Source organism: Planosporangium spinosum, assembly GCF_049999945.1.
Classification (GTDB): domain Bacteria; phylum Actinomycetota; class Actinomycetes; order Mycobacteriales; family Micromonosporaceae; genus Planosporangium; species Planosporangium spinosum.
Genome location: NZ_JBLYUB010000005.1, coordinates 202397 through 219232, shown reverse-complemented (window position 1 = coordinate 219232; position 16836 = coordinate 202397). Strand labels below are relative to the sequence as shown.

The 16836-nt window shown below is 70.1% G+C and carries 21 protein-coding genes and 2 pseudogenes; 16 read left to right on the top strand and 7 right to left on the bottom strand.

Annotated elements, in window-relative coordinates; translation table 11 throughout:
• Nucleotides 1–5: 5 nt before the first annotated feature.
• Nucleotides 6–884 carry a mycothiol conjugate amidase Mca gene (mca, locus tag ACNTMW_RS09545; protein WP_426633058.1) on the bottom strand — a complete coding sequence of 293 codons (879 nt, stop codon included), beginning with the start codon at nt 882–884 and terminating at the stop codon, nt 6–8.
• Between the two features lie 139 nt (nt 885–1023).
• On the opposite strand from mca, the gene ACNTMW_RS09540 reads away from it, so the two are divergent.
• Both ACNTMW_RS09540 and greA read left to right on the top strand, forming a co-directional pair.
• A complete protein-coding gene (locus tag ACNTMW_RS09540) occupies nt 1024–1440 on the top strand; it encodes a DUF4307 domain-containing protein (protein WP_426633057.1) in 417 nt (138 codons plus the stop codon).
• A 130-nt stretch (nt 1441–1570) separates the two neighbouring features.
• Nucleotides 1571–2065 (top strand): transcription elongation factor GreA, encoded by a 495-nt coding sequence (gene greA, locus ACNTMW_RS09535; protein WP_426633164.1) that lies wholly within the window; start codon nt 1571–1573, stop codon nt 2063–2065.
• A gap of 100 nt (nt 2066–2165) precedes the next feature.
• Here greA and ilvA read toward each other — a convergent pair whose 3' ends face one another.
• The 3 genes from ilvA to ACNTMW_RS09520 form a co-directional block, all read right to left on the bottom strand.
• Nucleotides 2166–3392, bottom strand: a complete 1227-nt coding sequence (ilvA, locus tag ACNTMW_RS09530) for a threonine ammonia-lyase (protein WP_426633163.1) — start codon at nt 3390–3392, stop codon at nt 2166–2168.
• A gap of 74 nt (nt 3393–3466) precedes the next feature.
• Nucleotides 3467–4867, bottom strand: coding sequence for an amidase (locus ACNTMW_RS09525; protein WP_426633056.1), 1401 nt, complete (start codon nt 4865–4867; stop codon nt 3467–3469).
• A gap of 31 nt (nt 4868–4898) precedes the next feature.
• Complete coding sequence (locus tag ACNTMW_RS09520; RefSeq protein WP_426633055.1) at nt 4899–6056, bottom strand: cystathionine gamma-synthase; 1158 nt, start codon at nt 6054–6056, stop codon at nt 4899–4901.
• A gap of 34 nt (nt 6057–6090) precedes the next feature.
• On the opposite strand from ACNTMW_RS09520, the gene ACNTMW_RS09515 reads away from it, so the two are divergent.
• Nucleotides 6091–6507: an HIT family protein gene (locus ACNTMW_RS09515; RefSeq protein WP_426633054.1), complete on the top strand. Its 417-nt coding sequence runs from the start codon at nt 6091–6093 to the stop codon at nt 6505–6507.
• Nucleotides 6508–6578: 71 nt separating this feature from the next.
• Here the strand turns inward: ACNTMW_RS09515 and ACNTMW_RS09510 are convergent, their stop codons facing one another.
• A complete protein-coding gene (locus ACNTMW_RS09510; protein WP_426633053.1) occupies nt 6579–8237 on the bottom strand; it encodes an alkaline phosphatase D family protein in 1659 nt (552 codons plus the stop codon).
• Between the two features lie 386 nt (nt 8238–8623).
• Between ACNTMW_RS09510 and msrA the strand changes: the two genes are divergently transcribed.
• From msrA to ACNTMW_RS09485, 5 genes and pseudogenes are all read left to right on the top strand, one after another.
• Entirely contained in the window at nt 8624–9280 is a 657-nt protein-coding gene (gene msrA, locus ACNTMW_RS09505) for a peptide-methionine (S)-S-oxide reductase MsrA (RefSeq protein ID WP_426633052.1), read from the top strand.
• Between the two features lie 53 nt (nt 9281–9333).
• Nucleotides 9334–9537 carry a hypothetical protein gene (locus ACNTMW_RS09500; protein WP_426633051.1) on the top strand — a complete coding sequence of 68 codons (204 nt, stop codon included), beginning with the start codon at nt 9334–9336 and terminating at the stop codon, nt 9535–9537.
• Nucleotides 9538–9540: 3 nt separating this feature from the next.
• On the top strand, nt 9541–9948 hold the full coding sequence (locus ACNTMW_RS09495) for a type II toxin-antitoxin system VapC family toxin (RefSeq protein WP_426633050.1): 408 nt from the start codon (nt 9541–9543) through the stop codon (nt 9946–9948).
• A 43-nt stretch (nt 9949–9991) separates the two neighbouring features.
• A pseudogene (locus ACNTMW_RS09490) lies at nt 9992–10075 on the top strand (peptide-methionine (S)-S-oxide reductase MsrA); the annotation flags it as partial.
• Between the two features lie 165 nt (nt 10076–10240).
• A complete protein-coding gene (locus tag ACNTMW_RS09485) occupies nt 10241–10528 on the top strand; it encodes a hypothetical protein (RefSeq protein ID WP_426633049.1) in 288 nt (95 codons plus the stop codon).
• A gap of 230 nt (nt 10529–10758) precedes the next feature.
• On the opposite strand, the gene ACNTMW_RS09480 is transcribed toward ACNTMW_RS09485, so the two are convergent.
• Nucleotides 10759–10980 (bottom strand): hypothetical protein, encoded by a 222-nt coding sequence (locus tag ACNTMW_RS09480; protein ID WP_426633048.1) that lies wholly within the window; start codon nt 10978–10980, stop codon nt 10759–10761.
• Here ACNTMW_RS09480 and ACNTMW_RS09475 point away from each other — a divergent pair.
• Nucleotides 10978–11058, top strand: a pseudogene (locus ACNTMW_RS09475) (peptide-methionine (S)-S-oxide reductase MsrA); the annotation flags it as partial. The gene ACNTMW_RS09480 and the pseudogene ACNTMW_RS09475 overlap by 3 nt on opposite strands.
• 64 nt (nt 11059–11122) lie before the next feature.
• Here the strand turns inward: ACNTMW_RS09475 and ACNTMW_RS09470 are convergent.
• A complete protein-coding gene (locus ACNTMW_RS09470; RefSeq protein ID WP_426633047.1) occupies nt 11123–11377 on the bottom strand; it encodes a hypothetical protein in 255 nt (84 codons plus the stop codon).
• A gap of 136 nt (nt 11378–11513) precedes the next feature.
• Here ACNTMW_RS09470 and ACNTMW_RS09465 point away from each other — a divergent pair, with 136 nt between their 5' ends.
• From ACNTMW_RS09465 to ACNTMW_RS09435, 7 genes are all read left to right on the top strand, one after another.
• Complete coding sequence (locus tag ACNTMW_RS09465; protein WP_426633046.1) at nt 11514–11966, top strand: DUF1801 domain-containing protein; 453 nt, start codon at nt 11514–11516, stop codon at nt 11964–11966.
• Between the two features lie 61 nt (nt 11967–12027).
• Nucleotides 12028–12192: a hypothetical protein gene (locus ACNTMW_RS09460; protein WP_426633045.1), complete on the top strand. Its 165-nt coding sequence runs from the start codon at nt 12028–12030 to the stop codon at nt 12190–12192.
• A gap of 151 nt (nt 12193–12343) precedes the next feature.
• Nucleotides 12344–12487, top strand: coding sequence for a hypothetical protein (locus ACNTMW_RS09455; protein ID WP_426633044.1), 144 nt, complete (start codon nt 12344–12346; stop codon nt 12485–12487).
• 499 nt (nt 12488–12986) lie between these two features.
• A complete protein-coding gene (locus ACNTMW_RS09450; protein ID WP_426633043.1) occupies nt 12987–13661 on the top strand; it encodes a YceI family protein in 675 nt (224 codons plus the stop codon).
• Between the two features lie 131 nt (nt 13662–13792).
• The gene (locus ACNTMW_RS09445) at nt 13793–14101 is read left to right on the top strand and encodes a hypothetical protein (protein ID WP_426633042.1); all 309 of its coding nucleotides are present in this window, start codon (nt 13793–13795) and stop codon (nt 14099–14101) included.
• A gap of 611 nt (nt 14102–14712) precedes the next feature.
• Nucleotides 14713–15627 (top strand): LPXTG cell wall anchor domain-containing protein, encoded by a 915-nt coding sequence (locus tag ACNTMW_RS09440; RefSeq protein ID WP_426633041.1) that lies wholly within the window; start codon nt 14713–14715, stop codon nt 15625–15627.
• Between the two features lie 514 nt (nt 15628–16141).
• Complete coding sequence (locus ACNTMW_RS09435; RefSeq protein WP_426633040.1) at nt 16142–16798, top strand: hypothetical protein; 657 nt, start codon at nt 16142–16144, stop codon at nt 16796–16798.
• Nucleotides 16799–16836: the final 38 nt, after the last annotated feature.

Genomic DNA, 16836 nt, shown 5'->3' with positions numbered 1-16836 from the left:
GCCGCCTACGCGCAGACGGATTCCCGGACGCCGGCGAACAGGTCATCCTCGGGACCGGAGCGCTCGACCAGGCAGCGGGCCAGTTCGTAGTCCTCGGTCGGCCACACGTCCTTCTGGATGGCCAGCGGCACGTGGAACCACGAGCCGTCCGGGTCGACCTGGGTGGCGTGCGCCCGCAGCGCGTCGTCGCGGACCTCGAAGTACTCGGCACAGGGCACCCGGGTGGTGATCCGGTGGCTCTTGTCGCGCGCCGGGTCCCACCTGGTCAGCCAGTCGCCGTAGGGCGACTCCAGCCCCGCCGCGAGCATCGCCTCGTGCAGGGCCTTGACCCGGGGCAGCGAGAAGCTCATGTGGTAGTAGAGCTTCAGCGGCTGCCACGGCTCGCCGGCGTCCGGGTAGCGCTCCGGGTCGCCGGCCGCGTCGAACGCCGCGACCGACACCTTGTGGCACATCACGTGGTCGGGGTGGGGGTAGCCGCCGTCCTCGTCGTAAGTGGTGACGACGTGCGGGCGGAACTCGCGCATCAGCCTCACCAGCGGCGCCGCGGCCTTCTCCACCGGCTCGAGGCCGAAGCAGCCCTCGGGCAGCGGCGGCAGCGGATCGCCCTCGGGGAAGCCGGAGTCGACGAAGCCCAGCCAATCCTGGCGTACGCCGAGGATCTCGCGGGCCCGCTCCATCTCCTCCCGGCGGAGGGTGGCCATGTTCTCCCAAATCTCGGGGCGGTCCAGCTTGGGGTTGAGGACGCTGCCCCGCTCCCCGCCGGTACATGTGACGACGAGCACGTCGACGTCCTCCGCGACGTACTTCGCCATCGTCGCGGCGCCCTTGCTCGACTCGTCGTCCGGGTGTGCGTGCACCGCCATGAGCCGCAACTGCTCGCCCACGAACTCTCCTCGCCGTCGCTGCTGAGACAATAAGCCGGCCCATTGTGACGGGCCGCTTACGCCGATCGCCGGCCAGGGCAGGCCGTCGATTCGGCTCGACCTATTGTGCTCGTCCGAACCGACAGATTTGACGAGGACCGTGTCCGACACCGAAGCGACATTCAACACGCCGGCCTTCCCACCCGGCCGGTACGGCCGGCGCCGGGAGCCGCGCGCCCCCCGGCGTAGCCTGGCGACGCTGGTCGCGATCGCCGGCGCGTTCGTCGGCCTGATCCTCGCGGTCGTGCTGTACCAGCGGTACGGCACGCCGGACGCCCGCCCCCAGGTGGTGCACTTCGACCTCGCCGACAACCAGGCCACGGTGCGGTTCGAGGTGCACAAGCCGAGCGGCCGCCCGGCGGTGTGCCACGTCCGGTCCCGCGACCGCCTCGGCGCCGAGATCGGCGCGGCCGACGTGCCGGTACCGGCGGGAAACCCGGTGACCGTCACCTACACGCTGCACACCAACGGGACCCCGGTGAGCGCTGAGGTACCGGTGTGCCGGCTGACCGGCTGACCGGCCGGCGACGCCCCCGGCCCGGCGCGCCGGCATTTCAAGATCGTTACACGTTCAGTAATGACGTCCGCTGGTAAGTTGGTAGGTCTGACCCATCAGCCGCAGCAATCGGAGGAGATCTTCAGTGTCGATCAACGACCGTGGAGAAAACGCCACCTGGCTGTCTCAGGATGCATATGACCGGCTGAAGGCTGAGCTGGACGAGCTCATCGCGAACCGCCCCGTCATCGCCGCCGAGATCAACGCCCGGCGCGAGGAGGGCGACCTCAAGGAGAACGGCGGCTATCACGCCGCCCGCGAGGAGCAGGGGAAGCAGGAGGGGCGGATCCGGTACCTGGAGCAGTTGCTGCGTAACGCGAAGGTGGGCGAGGCCCCCAAGAGCAACGCGGTTGCCGCCGGCACGGTCGTCACCATCCAGTTCGACGATGACGAGGACGACACCGAGACGTTCCTGCTCGGCTCCCGGGAGATCGCCTCGACCACCGATCTGACCGTTTACAGCCCCGAGTCGGCACTGGGCAAGGCGATCCTCGGCACACAGGCCGGTGACACCGTGACCTACACCGCCCCGAGCGGCACCGAGGTCAAGGTCACCGTCGTCTCTTTCGAGCCGTTCGGCGGGTGATCGTGCCGCTCTCCCGCCGTGTCCGGCCGGACGCGGCGGGAGAGCCCGCCCCGTCCGGAGTTGGCCGGCCCGGCCGGACAGTTCCGGGCGGCTCCGTCGTTCAGGCGAGCGAGCCGGTGAACGTCACCGTGTGGCCGGCCGAGCGCAGCGCCGTCACCAGCCGATCGGAGTGCTCAGCGCCGCGCGTCTCCACCGACAGCGCCACCTCCACCTCACCCAGGCGCAGCCGCGGGTCGTGCCGGCGGTGTTCGACATCGAGGACGTTCGCGCCCTGCTCGGCGATCTGACCCAGCAGCCGAGCCAGGTGACCGGGGCTGTCACCGCAGCGCACGGTGAACGTCAGGTACCGGCCGGCCGCGGCCAGCCCGTGCTCGATGAGGCGCAGCATCAGCAGCGGGTCGATGTTGCCGCCGCTGAGTACCGCGACCGTCGGCGTGACGACCGGCACCACGCCGGCCAGCAGCGCGGCCACGGGTACCGCACCGGCCGGCTCGACCACCTGCTTGCCGCGCTCCATCAGCATCAGCAGGGCCCGTGAGATGTCCTCCTCGGTGACCGTCACGATCTGGTCGACCAGCTTGCTGACGTGGGCGAAGGTCACGTCTCCCGGGCAGCCCACCGCGATGCCGTCGGCGATCGTGCCGAACTTCGGCAGCCGTACCGGACGTCCGGACGCCAGCGAGGGTGGGAAGGCCGCCGCCCCGGCCGCCTGTACGCCGATGACGCGCACGTCCGGCCGCAGCGCCTTGACCGCGGCCGCCACGCCCGAGACCAGTCCGCCGCCGCCGATCCCGACCAGGATCGTGCGGACGTCCGGGCACTGCTCGAGGATCTCCAGCGCGATCGTGCCCTGGCCGGCGATGATGTCCGGGTGGTCGAACGGGTGGATGAACACCGCGCCGGTGGCCTCGGCGTACTCCTGCGCGGCCACCAGCGACTCGTCGACGGTGTTGCCGACCAGCCGGACCGTGGCGCCGTACCCCTTGGTCGCGGCGATCTTCGGTAGCGGCGCCCCGATCGGCATGAACACCGTCGACTCGGTGTGCATCAGCCCGGCGGCCAGCGCCACGCCCTGCGCGTGGTTGCCGGCGCTCGCCGCCACCACGCCGCGCGCCCGCTCGGCGTCGGAGAGCCGGGCGATCCGCACGTACGCACCCCGGATCTTGAACGAGCCGGCCCGTTGCAGATGCTCGCACTTGAGCCACGCGGGGCCGCCGAGCTTCGCCGACAGCGGCCGGCACGGCTCGAGCGGGGTCACCCGGATAACCCCGTCGAGTAGGTCCCGGGCTGCTTCGATGTCGGCGAGCGTCACCAGTTCGGGCGCCATGGTCATGCCGTAGATCGTGCCATCCGGCCGGAAAGTGGGCACGTCGAGGCTCGTGCCAACCCCGCGGTGGACGGTCAGGCGACCCGGCTGCGCTCCCGCGCCCTGGGCCAGCCCGGCGCGTGCCGCCGCCACGGCGCGGCGGCCTCGATCTGCCCCGCCACCGCGAGCAGGGTCAGCTCGCTGCCGGGGCGCCCGATGAGCTGGACGGCGGCGGGCAGCCCGTCGGTGCGCACACCCGTCGGTACGACCACGCCGGGGAAGCCGGCGACGTTCCACGGCGCCGAGTACGGTGCGTAGCGCAGGCAGGAGATGACGTTGGCCTGCCACGACCGCTTGTGCCAGTCGGCGGCGACCGGCGGCGCGGTGGCGAGCGCCGGGGTGATCAGGACGTCGAAGTGTCCGTCGGCGAACCAGTCCTGGCAGCGTTCCCGCCAGGCGGCGCGGTCGTCCTCGCGGACCAGGCGCGTGCGCAGCACCCGCTCGCCGAGGGCGACGTGGCGGCGGGTCCGCGGCTGGAGCGCGTACAGGTCGATGCCGGTCGCGGTGGCGTCGCGGTAGGCGGCCGCGAACCAGGTCGCTATGCCCCGCAGGCCCAGACTCACCGGGTACGCCGGATCGGCGCGCACCGCGTCGTGCCCCAGGCGTACCAGCAGTCGCGCCGCCGCTCCGGTGGCCCGGCCGGCGTCGGCGTCGGGGAACACGCCGGCGACGGGCGAGCGCAGCGACACGGCGATCCGCAGCCGGTTGGGCTCGACGAGCCGTTCCGGGGCGCGCCCGGCGAGCACCGCGAACCCGATGGCCGCGTCGGCGACCGTGGTGGCGAGGATGCCGTGCTCGGCCAGGCCGAACCAGTCGGTGGCGCCGATCCCGGACGGGACCACACCCCGGCCGGGCTTGATCCCGACCAGGCCGCAGCACGCCGCGGGGATGCGGACCGAGCCGAGGCCGTCGTTGCCGTGCGCGATCGGCACCATGCCCGCGGCCACCGCGGCGGCGGCGCCGCCGGAGGAGCCGCCGGGCGTACGGTCGGTGCGCCACGGGTTGCGGGTGGTGCCACTGGCGTCGTCGGTGGAGGCGAACAGGCCCAACTCCGGCATACGGGTCGTGCCGATCACGATGGCGCCGGCGCCGCGCAGCCGGCGCACGACCTCGTGGTCGGTCTCGGCGACGGGGCCGGACGCCGCCGCGGAGCCGTTCCACGTCGGTACGCCGACGACGGGGGTGTTCTCCTTGACCGCGATCGGCACCCCGGCCAGCGGGAGGTTACCCAGCTCCGGCTGCTCGTCGACCGCTTCGGCCTCGAGCATCGCCTCCTCCGAGCGGACGTGCCGGAACGCGTGCACGATCCGGTCGTACTGTCGGATGTGGTCGAGGTGATCGGCGATCACCGCGGTCGCCGAGGTGTCGCCCCGCCGCACCGCACGCGCGATCTGCCGCGCACTGGCGCCCACCCACGTACCGGCCTGGCCGAGCATTGCGCCCTCCCTGCATCGACACCTGTCTGTGTTAACGAGCGAGCGCCTGTTCCAGGTCGGCCAACAGGTCCTCGACCGTCTCGATCCCGACGGACAGCCGCACCAGGTCGGCGGGCACCTCCAGGGGCGACCCGGCCGCGCTCGCGTGGGTCATCCGGCCGGGGTGCTCGATGAGCGACTCGACGCCGCCCAGCGACTCTCCGAGAACGAACAGCTTCGCCCGGTTGCAGATCTCAAGCGCGGCGGCTTCACCACCGGCCGCCCGGAAACTAATCATGCCCCCGAACCGGCGCATCTGCTTGGCGGCGACGTCATGGCCGGGGTGCCCCGGCAGGCCCGGGTAGAGCACCTCGCTGACGGCCTCGTGGCCGAGCAGGAACTCGGCGATCCGCTCGGCGTTGTCGCAGTGCCGCTCCATGCGTACCCCCAGGGTCTTGACGCCCCGGAGGGTGAGCCAGGCGTCGAAGGGGCCGTTGACCGCGCCCATCGCGTTCTGGTGGTAGGCCAGTTCCTCGCCGAGCGCCGCGTCGGCGACGACGAGGGCACCGCCGACGACGTCGGAGTGGCCACCGACGTACTTGGTGGTGGAGTGCACGACGACGTCGGCGCCGTGGGCCAGGGGCTGCTGCAGGTACGGCGACGCGAACGTGTTGTCGACGACGAGCAGGGCGCCGGCGTCGCGCGCGACGCCGGCCAGCGCGGCGATGTCGGCGATGCCCAGCAGCGGGTTGGTCGGCGTCTCCGCCCAGATGACCTTGGTACGCGGGGTGACCGCGGCTCGCGCTGCGTCGATGTTCGACAGGTCGGCCGGGGTGAACTCCAGCCCCCAGCGCTGCGCGACCCGGGCGAACAGGCGGTACGTGCCGCCGTACGCGTCGCCGGGGATCACCACGTGGTCGCCCGGCCGGCAGACCGTGCGCAGCAGGGTGTCCTCGGCGGCGAGGCCGCTGGCGAACGTCAGGCCCCGCCGGCCGCCCTCGAGCGCGGCCAGGCACTCCTGGAGCGCGTCGCGGGTCGGGTTGCCGCTGCGGCTGTACTCGTAGCCCAGCCGCGGGTCGCCGACCGCGTCCTGCGCGTACGTGCTGGTCTGGTAGATCGGCGGGACGACCGCGCCGGTACGCGGGTCAGGCTCCTGCCCGGCGTGGATCGCGAGCGTGTCGAAACCGGACTGTCGGTGGCCGTGCGTCATGGGATGAACAGTATCCGCCGTTACCGTGATCGGCGTGACGGGATGCCTTTTCTGCGCCATCGCGACCGGTTCCACGCCGGCCGTCCGGGTCGCGGCGGTCGACACCGCCGTCGCCTTCCTCGACGTCAGGCCGGTGTTCAAGGGGCACGTGCTGGTGGCGCCCCGCGAGCACGTCGCGACACTGGCCGACCTGCCCGCGTCGCTGCTGCCCGGGTACTTCTCCTTCGTCCAGCGGCTGGCGGTCGCGGTCGAGGCCGGGCTGGGCGCCGGCGGCACGTTCGTCGCGATGAACAACAAGGTCTCCCAGTCGGTGCCGCACCTGCACACCCACGTCGTACCCCGGACCAGGGGCGACGGGCTGCGCGGGTTCTTCTGGCCCCGGACGAAGTACGCCTCGGACGACGAGGCCGCCGACTACGCGGCCCGGATCGCGGCGGCACTGCCCGCGTGACGGGAAGGGCACCGTGCCGCACGGTGCCCTTCCCGTCACCGCCACGGTGCCCTTCCCGTCACGACAGAGCGTCAGACCGCCGCGACCGTGTCAACCGCCGCGGGCGCGGACCCGGGCGCCGGCTCCTGCCGCAGCCGGGCCACGCCGCTGCCCACGGAGAAGGACTTGGCCAGGTACGCGCCCGCGTCGGGCTTCGTCCGGTCGGTGACGAAGTACCAGTCCATCCGGCACCGGTCGGCGGTGACGTCGAGCACGCCGTACCCGTGCTGGTCCAGTTCGGCCCACTTGACGTGCGGATTGGCCGCCCGTAGCACGCCGGCGATCGCCACCGACAGCGTGCCGGGCGGGGCGCCGGTGAAGTCGTCGGCGTTGTCGCTGGTCACCGACGTGACGACGAACTCGACCGCGGTCGGTGACAGGATCGTCGACTTCGTCGTCAGCTCGCTGGCCCAGGAACTGTGGATGTCGCCGGTGATGAACACGACGTTCGACACCTGGTTGGCGCGCAGGAAGTCGACGAGGCGCTCCCGGTCGGCGTTGTACCCGTCCCAGGCGTCGGGGTTGAGCACGTACCCGTTGCTGGGGATGCCGATCAGCTTCGCCAGCGGGCCGAGCGCCCACGCCGGCAGGGTGCCGAGGTCCAGCCGCGAGATCATGACCGGGTTGCCGACGAGCTTCCACCGCGCCGTCGACGACGCCAGCCCCGACAGCAGCCAGTCCATCTGGGCCTGGCCGGTGATCGTGCGGGTGGGGTCGTCCACCGCGACCCCGCCTGCCTGCTGCGAGCGGTAGCTGCGCAGGTCCAACATGGACAGATCGGCCAGGTTGCCGAAGCGCAGCCGACGGTAGATCTGCGCGTCCGGACCGAGGCGTACCGGCATCCACTCCGCGTACGCCCGGTGCGCCGCCGCGACCCGGTCGGCCCAGGCGCCCTCGGTGGCCGGGTCGTGGTTCTGGGCGCCGCCGGACCAGTCGTCGTTGGCGATCTCGTGGTCGTCCCAGGTGATGATCCACGGTACGAGCGCGTGCAGCGTCTGCAGGTCGGGGTCGGTCTTGGAGGTGGCGTGCCGGAGCCGGTAGTCGGCGAGCGTGATGCACTCGTGCAGGGGTTGGTGCGGCCGGACGACCGCGCCGTCACCCGGGAACTCGGTGCTGCCGTACTCGTAGATGTAGTCGCCCAGGTGGACCACGGCGTCGAGGTCGCCCCGGGCGGCCAGGTGGCGGTAGGCCGAGAAGTACCCGGCCTCCCAGTTCGAGCACGACACCACGCCCAGGCGCAGGTGCGCGAGGTCGGCGTCGTAGGCGGGCGCGGTGTGGGTACGCCCGACCGGGGAGGTCGTGGCACCCAGCTGGAAGCGGTAGTAGTAGGTCGTCGACGGCCGCAGGCCGGTAACGTCGATCTTGACAGTGTGGTCGCGGTCGGGGCCGGTCGTGAACTCACCCGACCGCACGATCGCGCGGAAGCCGGCATCCGTGGCGACCTGCCAGCCGACGGTGACGACCGGCCCCTTGCCGGAGCCCGGTTGGGCCTCCTCGGTCGGGGTCACCCGGGTCCAGAGCAGAATCCCGTCGGGCAACGGGTCCCCGGACGCGATCCCGTGCCGGAACACGGTCGTGGTCGCGGCGTGCGCGGGCTCGGCCAGGCCGAGCGGGCCCAGCAGCGCGGCGGCGCCGGCGGCGGTGCCTGCGGTCTTGAGGAGGGTGCGGCGCTCCACTGGAATATCCACCATGAGCGATGTGTCTACCAGCCGGTAACCCTCCGCCGACAGGCCGGAATTGAGGATTCGTGAAAATTTCTCTTATGTTTTGATTGCAAATAATCATGCTGGGGGCCTTCACGATCGCCCCGGGGGGCCGTGCCCCATGCGACTGGCCGGACCGCCCCCTTCGTAGATCTTGGAGGATCAGGCACCGCTGGTGGTGCCCAAATTTCCAAGATTGAAAGTGCGGTGCCGCCTCGAAGGTCGCGGCATCGACGGGGCCGTCGCCGCCTCGATCGGAAGCCGACCTGATCGAGGAGTTACGACGATCACCGGGCCGGTCCGCGCGGCGCGCCCTCCGGCGCGGCATGCTTGGTGGGTGGCCCGCTCGCCCGGGCCGGCGAAGGGAGTGCACCGTGTTTCTGCGCTACAAGAAGCTCGACCTGCCCACGCCCGAGGAGGCGCTGCCCGGCCGGGACACTCCCATGCCGGTCGCCGGTCGCCACACGGTCCTCGGTACTCCCCTGACCGGCCCGTGGCCCGCCGGCCACCAGGTCGCCGTCTTCGGCATGGGCTGCTTCTGGGGTGCCGAGCGGCTGTTCTGGAAGCTGCCGGGCGTGTACTCCACCTCGGTCGGCTACGCCGGCGGCAGCACGCCCAACCCGACGTACGAGGAGACCTGCTCCGGGCTCACCGGCCACACCGAGGCGGTACAGGTCGCCTTCGACCCGTCGGTGATCTCCTACCGGCAGTTGCTCAAGGTGTTCTGGGAGAACCACGACCCGACCCAGGGCATGCGGCAGGGCAACGACATCGGCACCCAGTACCGCTCGGCCATCTACGCCACCACCGACGACCAGCTCGCCGAGGCACTCGCGTCGCGCGAGGCGTTCGCGCCGGTGACGAGGGAGGCCGGGTACGGCGAGATCACCACCGAGATCGCGAAGGCCGGCCCGTTCTACTACGCCGAGGACTACCACCAGCAGTACCTGGACAAGAACCCCAGCGGGTACTGCGGAATCGGACCTAACGGGATGACCTGCCCCGTCGGGGTCGCCAAGACCGATGCCTGACGGGGCACCGAACTGGACCGCAACCCGACAGACTGAATGCGAGGAGGGTGTACATGACGAGCGGAGCAGAACGCATCGAACAGCCGCCGGTCGGACGCCGCCCCCACGCGTCTCTGGATGAGCAGGTTCGCCGACGCGGTCTGAAGCCGATCAAGTCAGTGGATGACCTTGTGTGCGAGGGCATCTTTGAAACCGACGAAGAGCTGGACGAGTTCCTGGCGTTTACCTACGCCGCTCGCCGTTCAGACATGGCGTAGCCGGTGTCGGACTATGTGGTGCTCGACACCGACGTTGCGTCGTTGAGCTTTCGCGGTCGGTTGACGTCGCCAATGTCGGCTCTCCTCGCCGGCAAGCTGACATGCGTCACATTCGTGACGGTCGGCGAGATGACTAAGTGGGCTGAGCTTCGTGACTGGGGTCCGCGTAACCGGCAACGGCTGGAACTTTGGTTGTCCGGTCAGGTGCAGTTGGGCTATGACCTCGCCATAGCTCAAACCTGGGGTCGACTTGCGGCTGCGGGTCAGCGGCGCGGCAGGACTACGCCGGTCAACGACACCTGGATCGCGGCGTGCTGCCTCGCCGAGGGCCTCCCACTGGCGGCCCTGAACGTCAAGGACTACCTGGAGTTCAGCCAGCACCACGGGCTCACCCTGATCGGATCGGCATAAGCCCGACTCAGTTCGGCGCAGCTTCCTGCACGCCCATCAAAGCCACCAGCAGTACCTGGACAAGAACCCCGGCGGGTACTGCGGGATCGGCCCGAACGGGATGACCTGCCCTCTCGGCAGCGCCAAGGCCCCGGCCGCCGGAGGCCCGATCCAGGCCGTAGGGCCGGCGACCTACCCGCCGGAGGCATCGCTCGTGCTGTCTCGGTGCCTGCCGTTGTCGACCCGGCTGCCGACCACAGTGCGGCGACATCGGCCACTTGACGCTCACGTACGGGCTGGCGACCATGGCGCGGTGACGCCGCGATGGTTGATACGCGCTGGATGGACCGGTTGGCAGCAAGAGCTTGGCTGGGCCTTGATAGCGCTGTCAGTGGTGATGCCGTGCCTGGCTTTTTCCTTCTATTCCAGCGCCATGCTGCCCTTCCAGGACCCCACCCCCGAGATGCTGGCGCAGCAGGCCAAGGATGTGCATCAGACCGAAGTACTGCTGCTAATCGCCGGCGCGGTCGGGCTGTCCACTCTGCTGGTCGGCGTCTGGCTGATCGTCCGGGGCCGACGCCATGCCCATCGGGCCGGTTAGAGGAATACGCCCGTGGTCGGGCTGCCGCGATTCCGCGGCGCAGCCGCACCCTGACCCGATTGGCCGGCCCCATCCGCGCCCACCGGCGCCGGCGTCGGTCCTGCTGGCGGCGCCATCGCAGCACATCTCCCCGTCCGGGACGACCTGCCGCGGGCGTGGGGACGGGGAAATCCCGGGCAGATTACGGCGGTCCTCCTCACCCGGCTCGCCCTGGACAAGACGCTGCACGGTCAGGGATTGGCGGGGCTCTCCTCGCAGACGCCCTGAGGCGAATCGTCGCCGCGACTGAGATCGTTGCCGCACGGTTCGTCGTTGTCGATGCGACCGATGGCCCGGCCCACCGCTTCTACGAGCACCACGGCTTCCGGCCGATACCAGGCACCCTGCGACTCGTGCAGTAGGTCAGCGACATAGCCGACACGATCGACTTGTGACAGCGCGGGAAGGCCCACCAGCAGTACCTCGACAAGAACTCCGGCGGGTACTGCGGGATCGCCCCGAACGGGCTGAGTTGCCCGATCGGGGTCGCAACGGTCGAGCCCTGCCCGACGAGCACCGCCGGGCAGGGCTCACGTGGTCGGCCGACCGGCCGCTTCAGTACCGGAACTGCCGCACCGCCGCCTCGAGCTGCTCGGAGACGGCCGCCAGCTCGGTGGCCGCGGTCCTGGTCGCCTGAGCGCCCTGGCGGTTACTCTCGGCCACCACAGCCACTCCCTGGATGCCCTCGCTGATCCGCCCGGCCCCGTTGGCCGCCTGGCTGAGGTCGCCGGCCATGCCGGTCGTCGTGGCGGTCTGCTCCTCCACCGCCGACGAGATGACGGTCCGATAGTCGTTGATTCGGCCGATCACCTGGGCGATCGCAGAGATGGTCGCCGGCGATGTAGATCACGGACGTGCGCCACATCCGACGGCTCGCCTCCGCGGAAGCAAGCCACCGTGGTTGCTCCACGGATTTTGTGTCGTACCGAGCTGAAAGCATGACGCCGTGACGACATCGAAGCAGCCGGCGACGGTCCCGACCGACGCCAGCGTCGACGACTTCCTGGCCGCGGTTCCCGACGAACGCCGGCGGTCCGATGCGGAGCGTCTCTGCGCGATCCTGCGCGAGGTGACCGGCGAGTCCGCGGTCATGTGGGGTTCGAGCATCGTCGGCTTCGGCAGCTACCGCTACACCTACTCGAGCGGGCGCACGGGCGACTGGCCTCTGGTGGGCTTCTCACCGCGCAGGCAACAACTCGTCGTCTACCTGGTTGGCGGGTTCGAGGAGCGGCACGCGTCGGTGCTCGCCCGGCTCGGTCCACACAAGACCGGGAAGGGATGCCTCTACCTGAAACGGCTCGACGACGTTGACGAGAGCGCGCTGCGCGAACTCATCGACCGCACCGTGCGGGTGCACAAGGGCGTCGACCAGGCCGGCAAGCACCACCGGCCAGGCTGACGGTGCACGGATGGTGGCACCTACGGTGGCGCCGGAGGATCGCGCGGACCGAGGGTGGGACATGTCGAATCGCGACCTCGAACCGCTGGGCGCGCCGGAGCAGTTCTGGCCCCGCGACGATGTCGTGACCTCGCGCCACGCGACCGCGACGCATGGTGCTCCCCGTACCGGGCGCGCGGCGCTGTCGCGAAGCGCGTCCACCGCGGCGCCGCCCGGCAGTCAGTGAGCCAGGAGCCCCGGCCGAGGAGGTGATGACAGTGACCACCCTCGTGCCGACCGGTCAGGTCGAAAAACCAGGCGCGGCGGAGAATTGAAATCACCGTCGCCATCGGGTTCACCATTTTCTGTGCGATTGTCGTGTCAGTGGGGAAGAAGAGGTGAAAGCCTCCACCTTCACGCTCACACTCCTCGCGTTCTTGACACTGGCGGTACGATTCAGCGCCACGTGGTATACCGCCAAGAAACGACGCGACAACACGGCCGGATTCCAGACCCGCCCCCTCGGCTATTTCTTCAAGTGACACCGCGACTAGCGACATCGCTTCTCCATACGATGAATACCCGAAAGCGACCACGGCCAATCCGGACCCGGGGGCGACCGCATCCACCGACACGCCGCACGCGGCATACCTGTCGGACAGCCTTCGAGTGACTGTCATGACGCTCACCGCTCCGCCTGACGTGAGCCTTATCACGCTTGCCGGCCCGCCTCAGACGTCCCGATGTCGCCTCCCTATCGATATACATCGACCCCTTGTCCGACCCACCCTCGCGATGAGCCTTTGGTCGGCGAAATCAACCAAGATAGGGCACGAACTCACGGCGGCGACGCGCCCACTTCGATCATGCGCAGCCGGTCGCGGTACTCACTCGACGACCCGGGGTGGCGGCTCCGTCACGTACTATGCTGGACGGCATTTATCCCGCAGCGGCGTACGCCCGATCATTTCCGCGAAATCCGAATCCGCAGCAGCACACCGGCAATACCCGAGAACAGTTCGGGGAGGGAAAGGCACAACAATGACCGGTTCCGCCACACGGTCCTGGCAAGGCATCACCATCCCGGCCCCCGGCACCTATCTTCTCGATCAGGCGCACAAGCGGATCGGCTTCCTGGCCCGTCACATGATGGTCAGTCCCGTACGCGGCGAATTCGGCGAGGCGACCGCGCACATCGTCGTGGACGAGGACCCATTGGCCTCCTCGGTCACCGCGACCATCCAGGCGGCGAGCCTCAGCACCGGGACCCCCGACCGGGACGCGCACCTGAAAGGCCCCGACTTCCTGGATGTGGAGAGGTACCCCACGCTGGAGTACCGCAGCACGGGGGTCAAGTGGCAGGGAGGCACCGACCCGATCTTCTTCTGGGCCCGACTGAAGAGCAGTCGACCGGGCTACCGGGGCGGCGAATCCCCCAACATCCCGCAGCAGTCGTCCGGCCGCGTGGCCGCACGTTTCCTGGTCACCGGGGAGCTGACGGTCAAGGGGATCACCCGACCGGTGGACCTGCAGGTGGAGTTCGGCGGCGCCCGCCGCGATCCCTACGGGCAGGACATCTTCGGGTTCAGCGCGACGGCCGAGATCAACCGTGAGAGCTATGGCCTGCTCTGGAACGTGGCCCTCGAAAGCGGCGGTGTCCTCGTCGGAAAGAACGTGCGGATCGAGATCGCCGGCGAGGCGATCCGCCAGTCCTGACCAACCCCGGGGCGTGAGCCCAGGGAAATACCTCGCGCCGGATGACCGGAGCCCCTCCGTTCGAGAGGCTCCGGTCAGTCCGCACGTACCGTTCGTCGCCAACCGCGGCGCTCGCCGCCGTGGGAGTGCATGTGCCACGACTGCTGGCGCTCGACCGTGGCGGCCGTCACCTCGACGCGGACCTCGAAGGCCCGGCGTACTTCGACGTCGCATGGGACCCACGCGTGGTCGCGGATGCACTCCGGCGCCACGTACTCGGCATTGCGCCCGGTGACGCCCGACCCCCATCGGCCCGGGGCCTACCCGGGGCCTACCGGTACGCGCAGGTGTTGTCCCCGGTCGAGGCACCGCTGCGGATCGCGCAGACCGACTTCCCGGACCGACGGTGGATGCGGGACCCGGCCAAGCGGAACATCGCGAAGGCGCTCGCCTCCCTCTGACGCCTTCGTGAACCGCCCCGCACCCTGGCCCGCGCCCCGTACGTGGATCGCTACCGCCAGCCGGCACTGCGCCAGAACTCGGCACTGCGCCAGAACTCGGCACTGCGCCAGAGCTCGGGACCGCCGCCGGAAGGATCCCCGGCATCCCCGCCTGATCGCGTTAGCGAATTCCCGGCATCAGCGCAATGGCACGAACGCCGCGACCGACCGGACCGATGGGCGATTTCAGTGTCCGATAGCCGCTGCTCGTCGCCACCCATCACGACACTTACCACGCAATGCAATCAATGGACCACGATGCGAAGCATAACGACGACGAAGCGCGGTTGTCCCAGGACTGTCCGAAGTCGATAGTCGTGGCGATCGCGGGACATCGCACGGAATCCGGTTATTTGAACGTTTTGCGCGTTACAACACATTGATGTAGCGTGATGTCGCTCACTTCGCATCGGGGGCCCCGGGGCTTGTAATCGCCGATTAGTCTGCCCTCGGCGGCACTGCGCCATGAGGGCGCCTGTACCGCTCACTCCACTGTAGACGTGGCCGGCGGATTCGTCGGATCGGCGACAGACGTCCGGTTTTCCAAACCATGAAGCACGGGGAGGCACATGGTGCGTACCAATCGAACCGCGCGCGGGCGCAGCCTGCGGATAGCGACTCGCGTCGGCGCCCTGCTCGGCGCGATCGCGATTTCGACCGCAGTTTCCAGCGCCGCTTACGCGGAGTCGACCGAGTCGGCGACGCAGGCCGAGACGAGCGTCTCCGTACAGGTGGGCTCTGCTGGCGTCAAGGTCACGGCCGAGCTTCCCGGCGAAGGCGGCTCCGATCCGGGCGACGGCGGCAGCAACCCGGGCGACGGCACCGGTAACCCGGGCGACGGCACCGGCGACCCCGGCAACGGCGGCGGCAACGGCGGCGGCAACGAAGACCCCGGCAACGGCGGCGGCAACGGCGGCGGCAACGGCGGCGGCAACGAAGACCCCGGCAACGGCGGCGGCAACGGCGGCGGGAACGGCGGCGGGAACGAAGACCCCGGCAACGGCGGCGGCAACGAAGACCCCGGCAACGGCGGCGGCAACGAAGACCCCGGCAACGGCGGCGGCAACGAAGACCCCGGCAACGGCGGCGGCAACGAAGACCCGGGCAACGGCGGCGGCAACGAAGACCCGGGCAACGGCGGGGGCAACGAAGACCCCGGCAACGGCGGCGGGAACGAAGACCCCGGCAACGGCGGCGGCAACGGCGGCGGGAACGAAGACCCCGGCAACGGCAACGAGGACCCTGGCAACGGCGGCCCCGTGGACCCCTCGCCCAGCACGGGAACGCCCCCGGGTGGCAACGGTGGTGGCGGCTCCACGACGGACCACACCGGCACCAGCGTCACGACCGGGTACACCGTCACCGCGGGCGGGAACCTGCCGGTGACCGGATCCGACGTGACCAGCGTCGCCACCGTGGGCGGCCTGCTGACCGCCGGTGGCATCGTGCTGTTCCTGGCCGGACGGCGCCGCCGGGTCACGGCCTGACAGTTCCACCGTGGATGCCCGCGGCGAGCCTCCGGCTCGCCGCGGGCATCGCTCGTTGTACCTCCGATCCCCCCCGTCACCAGCCGTACCGTCGGTGATCACACACCATCACGGGCTTCATTGACTGGTACCCTGCCTGCTCGTGAACGAGGTTCCGGGCACCGGCGAGGGCCCCGAGGGTTACGGCGGCTACGGGCCGTTCCAGCACAGGACCGGCGAGCAGCCGGTGCCCGCGACCGACCCCACCACAGCCGCGTCGACACAGCCTCCGGTCCAACCGGGACACCCGTACCAGGCGGATGCCGCGTCACTTCCTCCGGCCCCCCAGAGCGACGCGGCGTCGGGCACCCCTACCGTTGAGCCGCCCCAGGCCCAGCCGGGCGCGTACCCGCAGACACCGCCGCCGCCACAGCCACAGCCGGCGGTACGGCCGCAGTCTGCAGCGCCCGCGGCCGACTCCTGGTCGCTGTTCCCGGACGGAGGTCCTGGTTCGCCGTCGTGGCAGCCACGGATCGTGCCGACGCCGAAGCCGCCGCGAAAGCGCATCGTCGTCAGCGGCCTACTGGGAGCGCTCGCGGGCCTGATCATCTTCGGGCCTACCGGTTTTCTCGTGGGTTACCGGACAGCACCCGCGCCGGCACCGAAGGTCAGTGCGTCCCCCACCGCGACGCTGCCGGCTTTCGAACGCGCGCAGGTCGGCCTCAACAAGCCGAAGTTCAGCGGCGAACTCGTACCGATCGCCGAGCCGTGGCTGCCGTACCTCACCAACTGTTCCAGGAGCGGAGACAAGGGCGGGCCCTCCCTCAACGAAGGCGAGGACACCCGGGTCTTCTGCCGGTACGCCAACGCGAGCGTCTACTTCGTGGAGTACAAGTCGATCGACGCGCGGGACAAGGCACGCACGAAGGTGCTGGCCCAGAACATCGATGCCAAGCAGCTGACGCCGGGCGTGGCGGAGCCGGGTACGAAGAAGACGACGTCCGGCAAGGTCGAAGGAAACTACATCGAGTATGCCTTCCGCAATCCCGGCGACTCGACCAACCGCGTCGTCTGCGGTACGTGGTGGGACGACGCGGATTCGCCAGTGGCCGCGTACATCATCGCCTTCTGGACGGACGGGATCGGTGAGAGCTGGGAGCCGCTCCGCGACGTCTGGCGCCGGTACAGCTGATCCGGCCTGATCGGGCGATCGGCTGCGCATAATGAGGC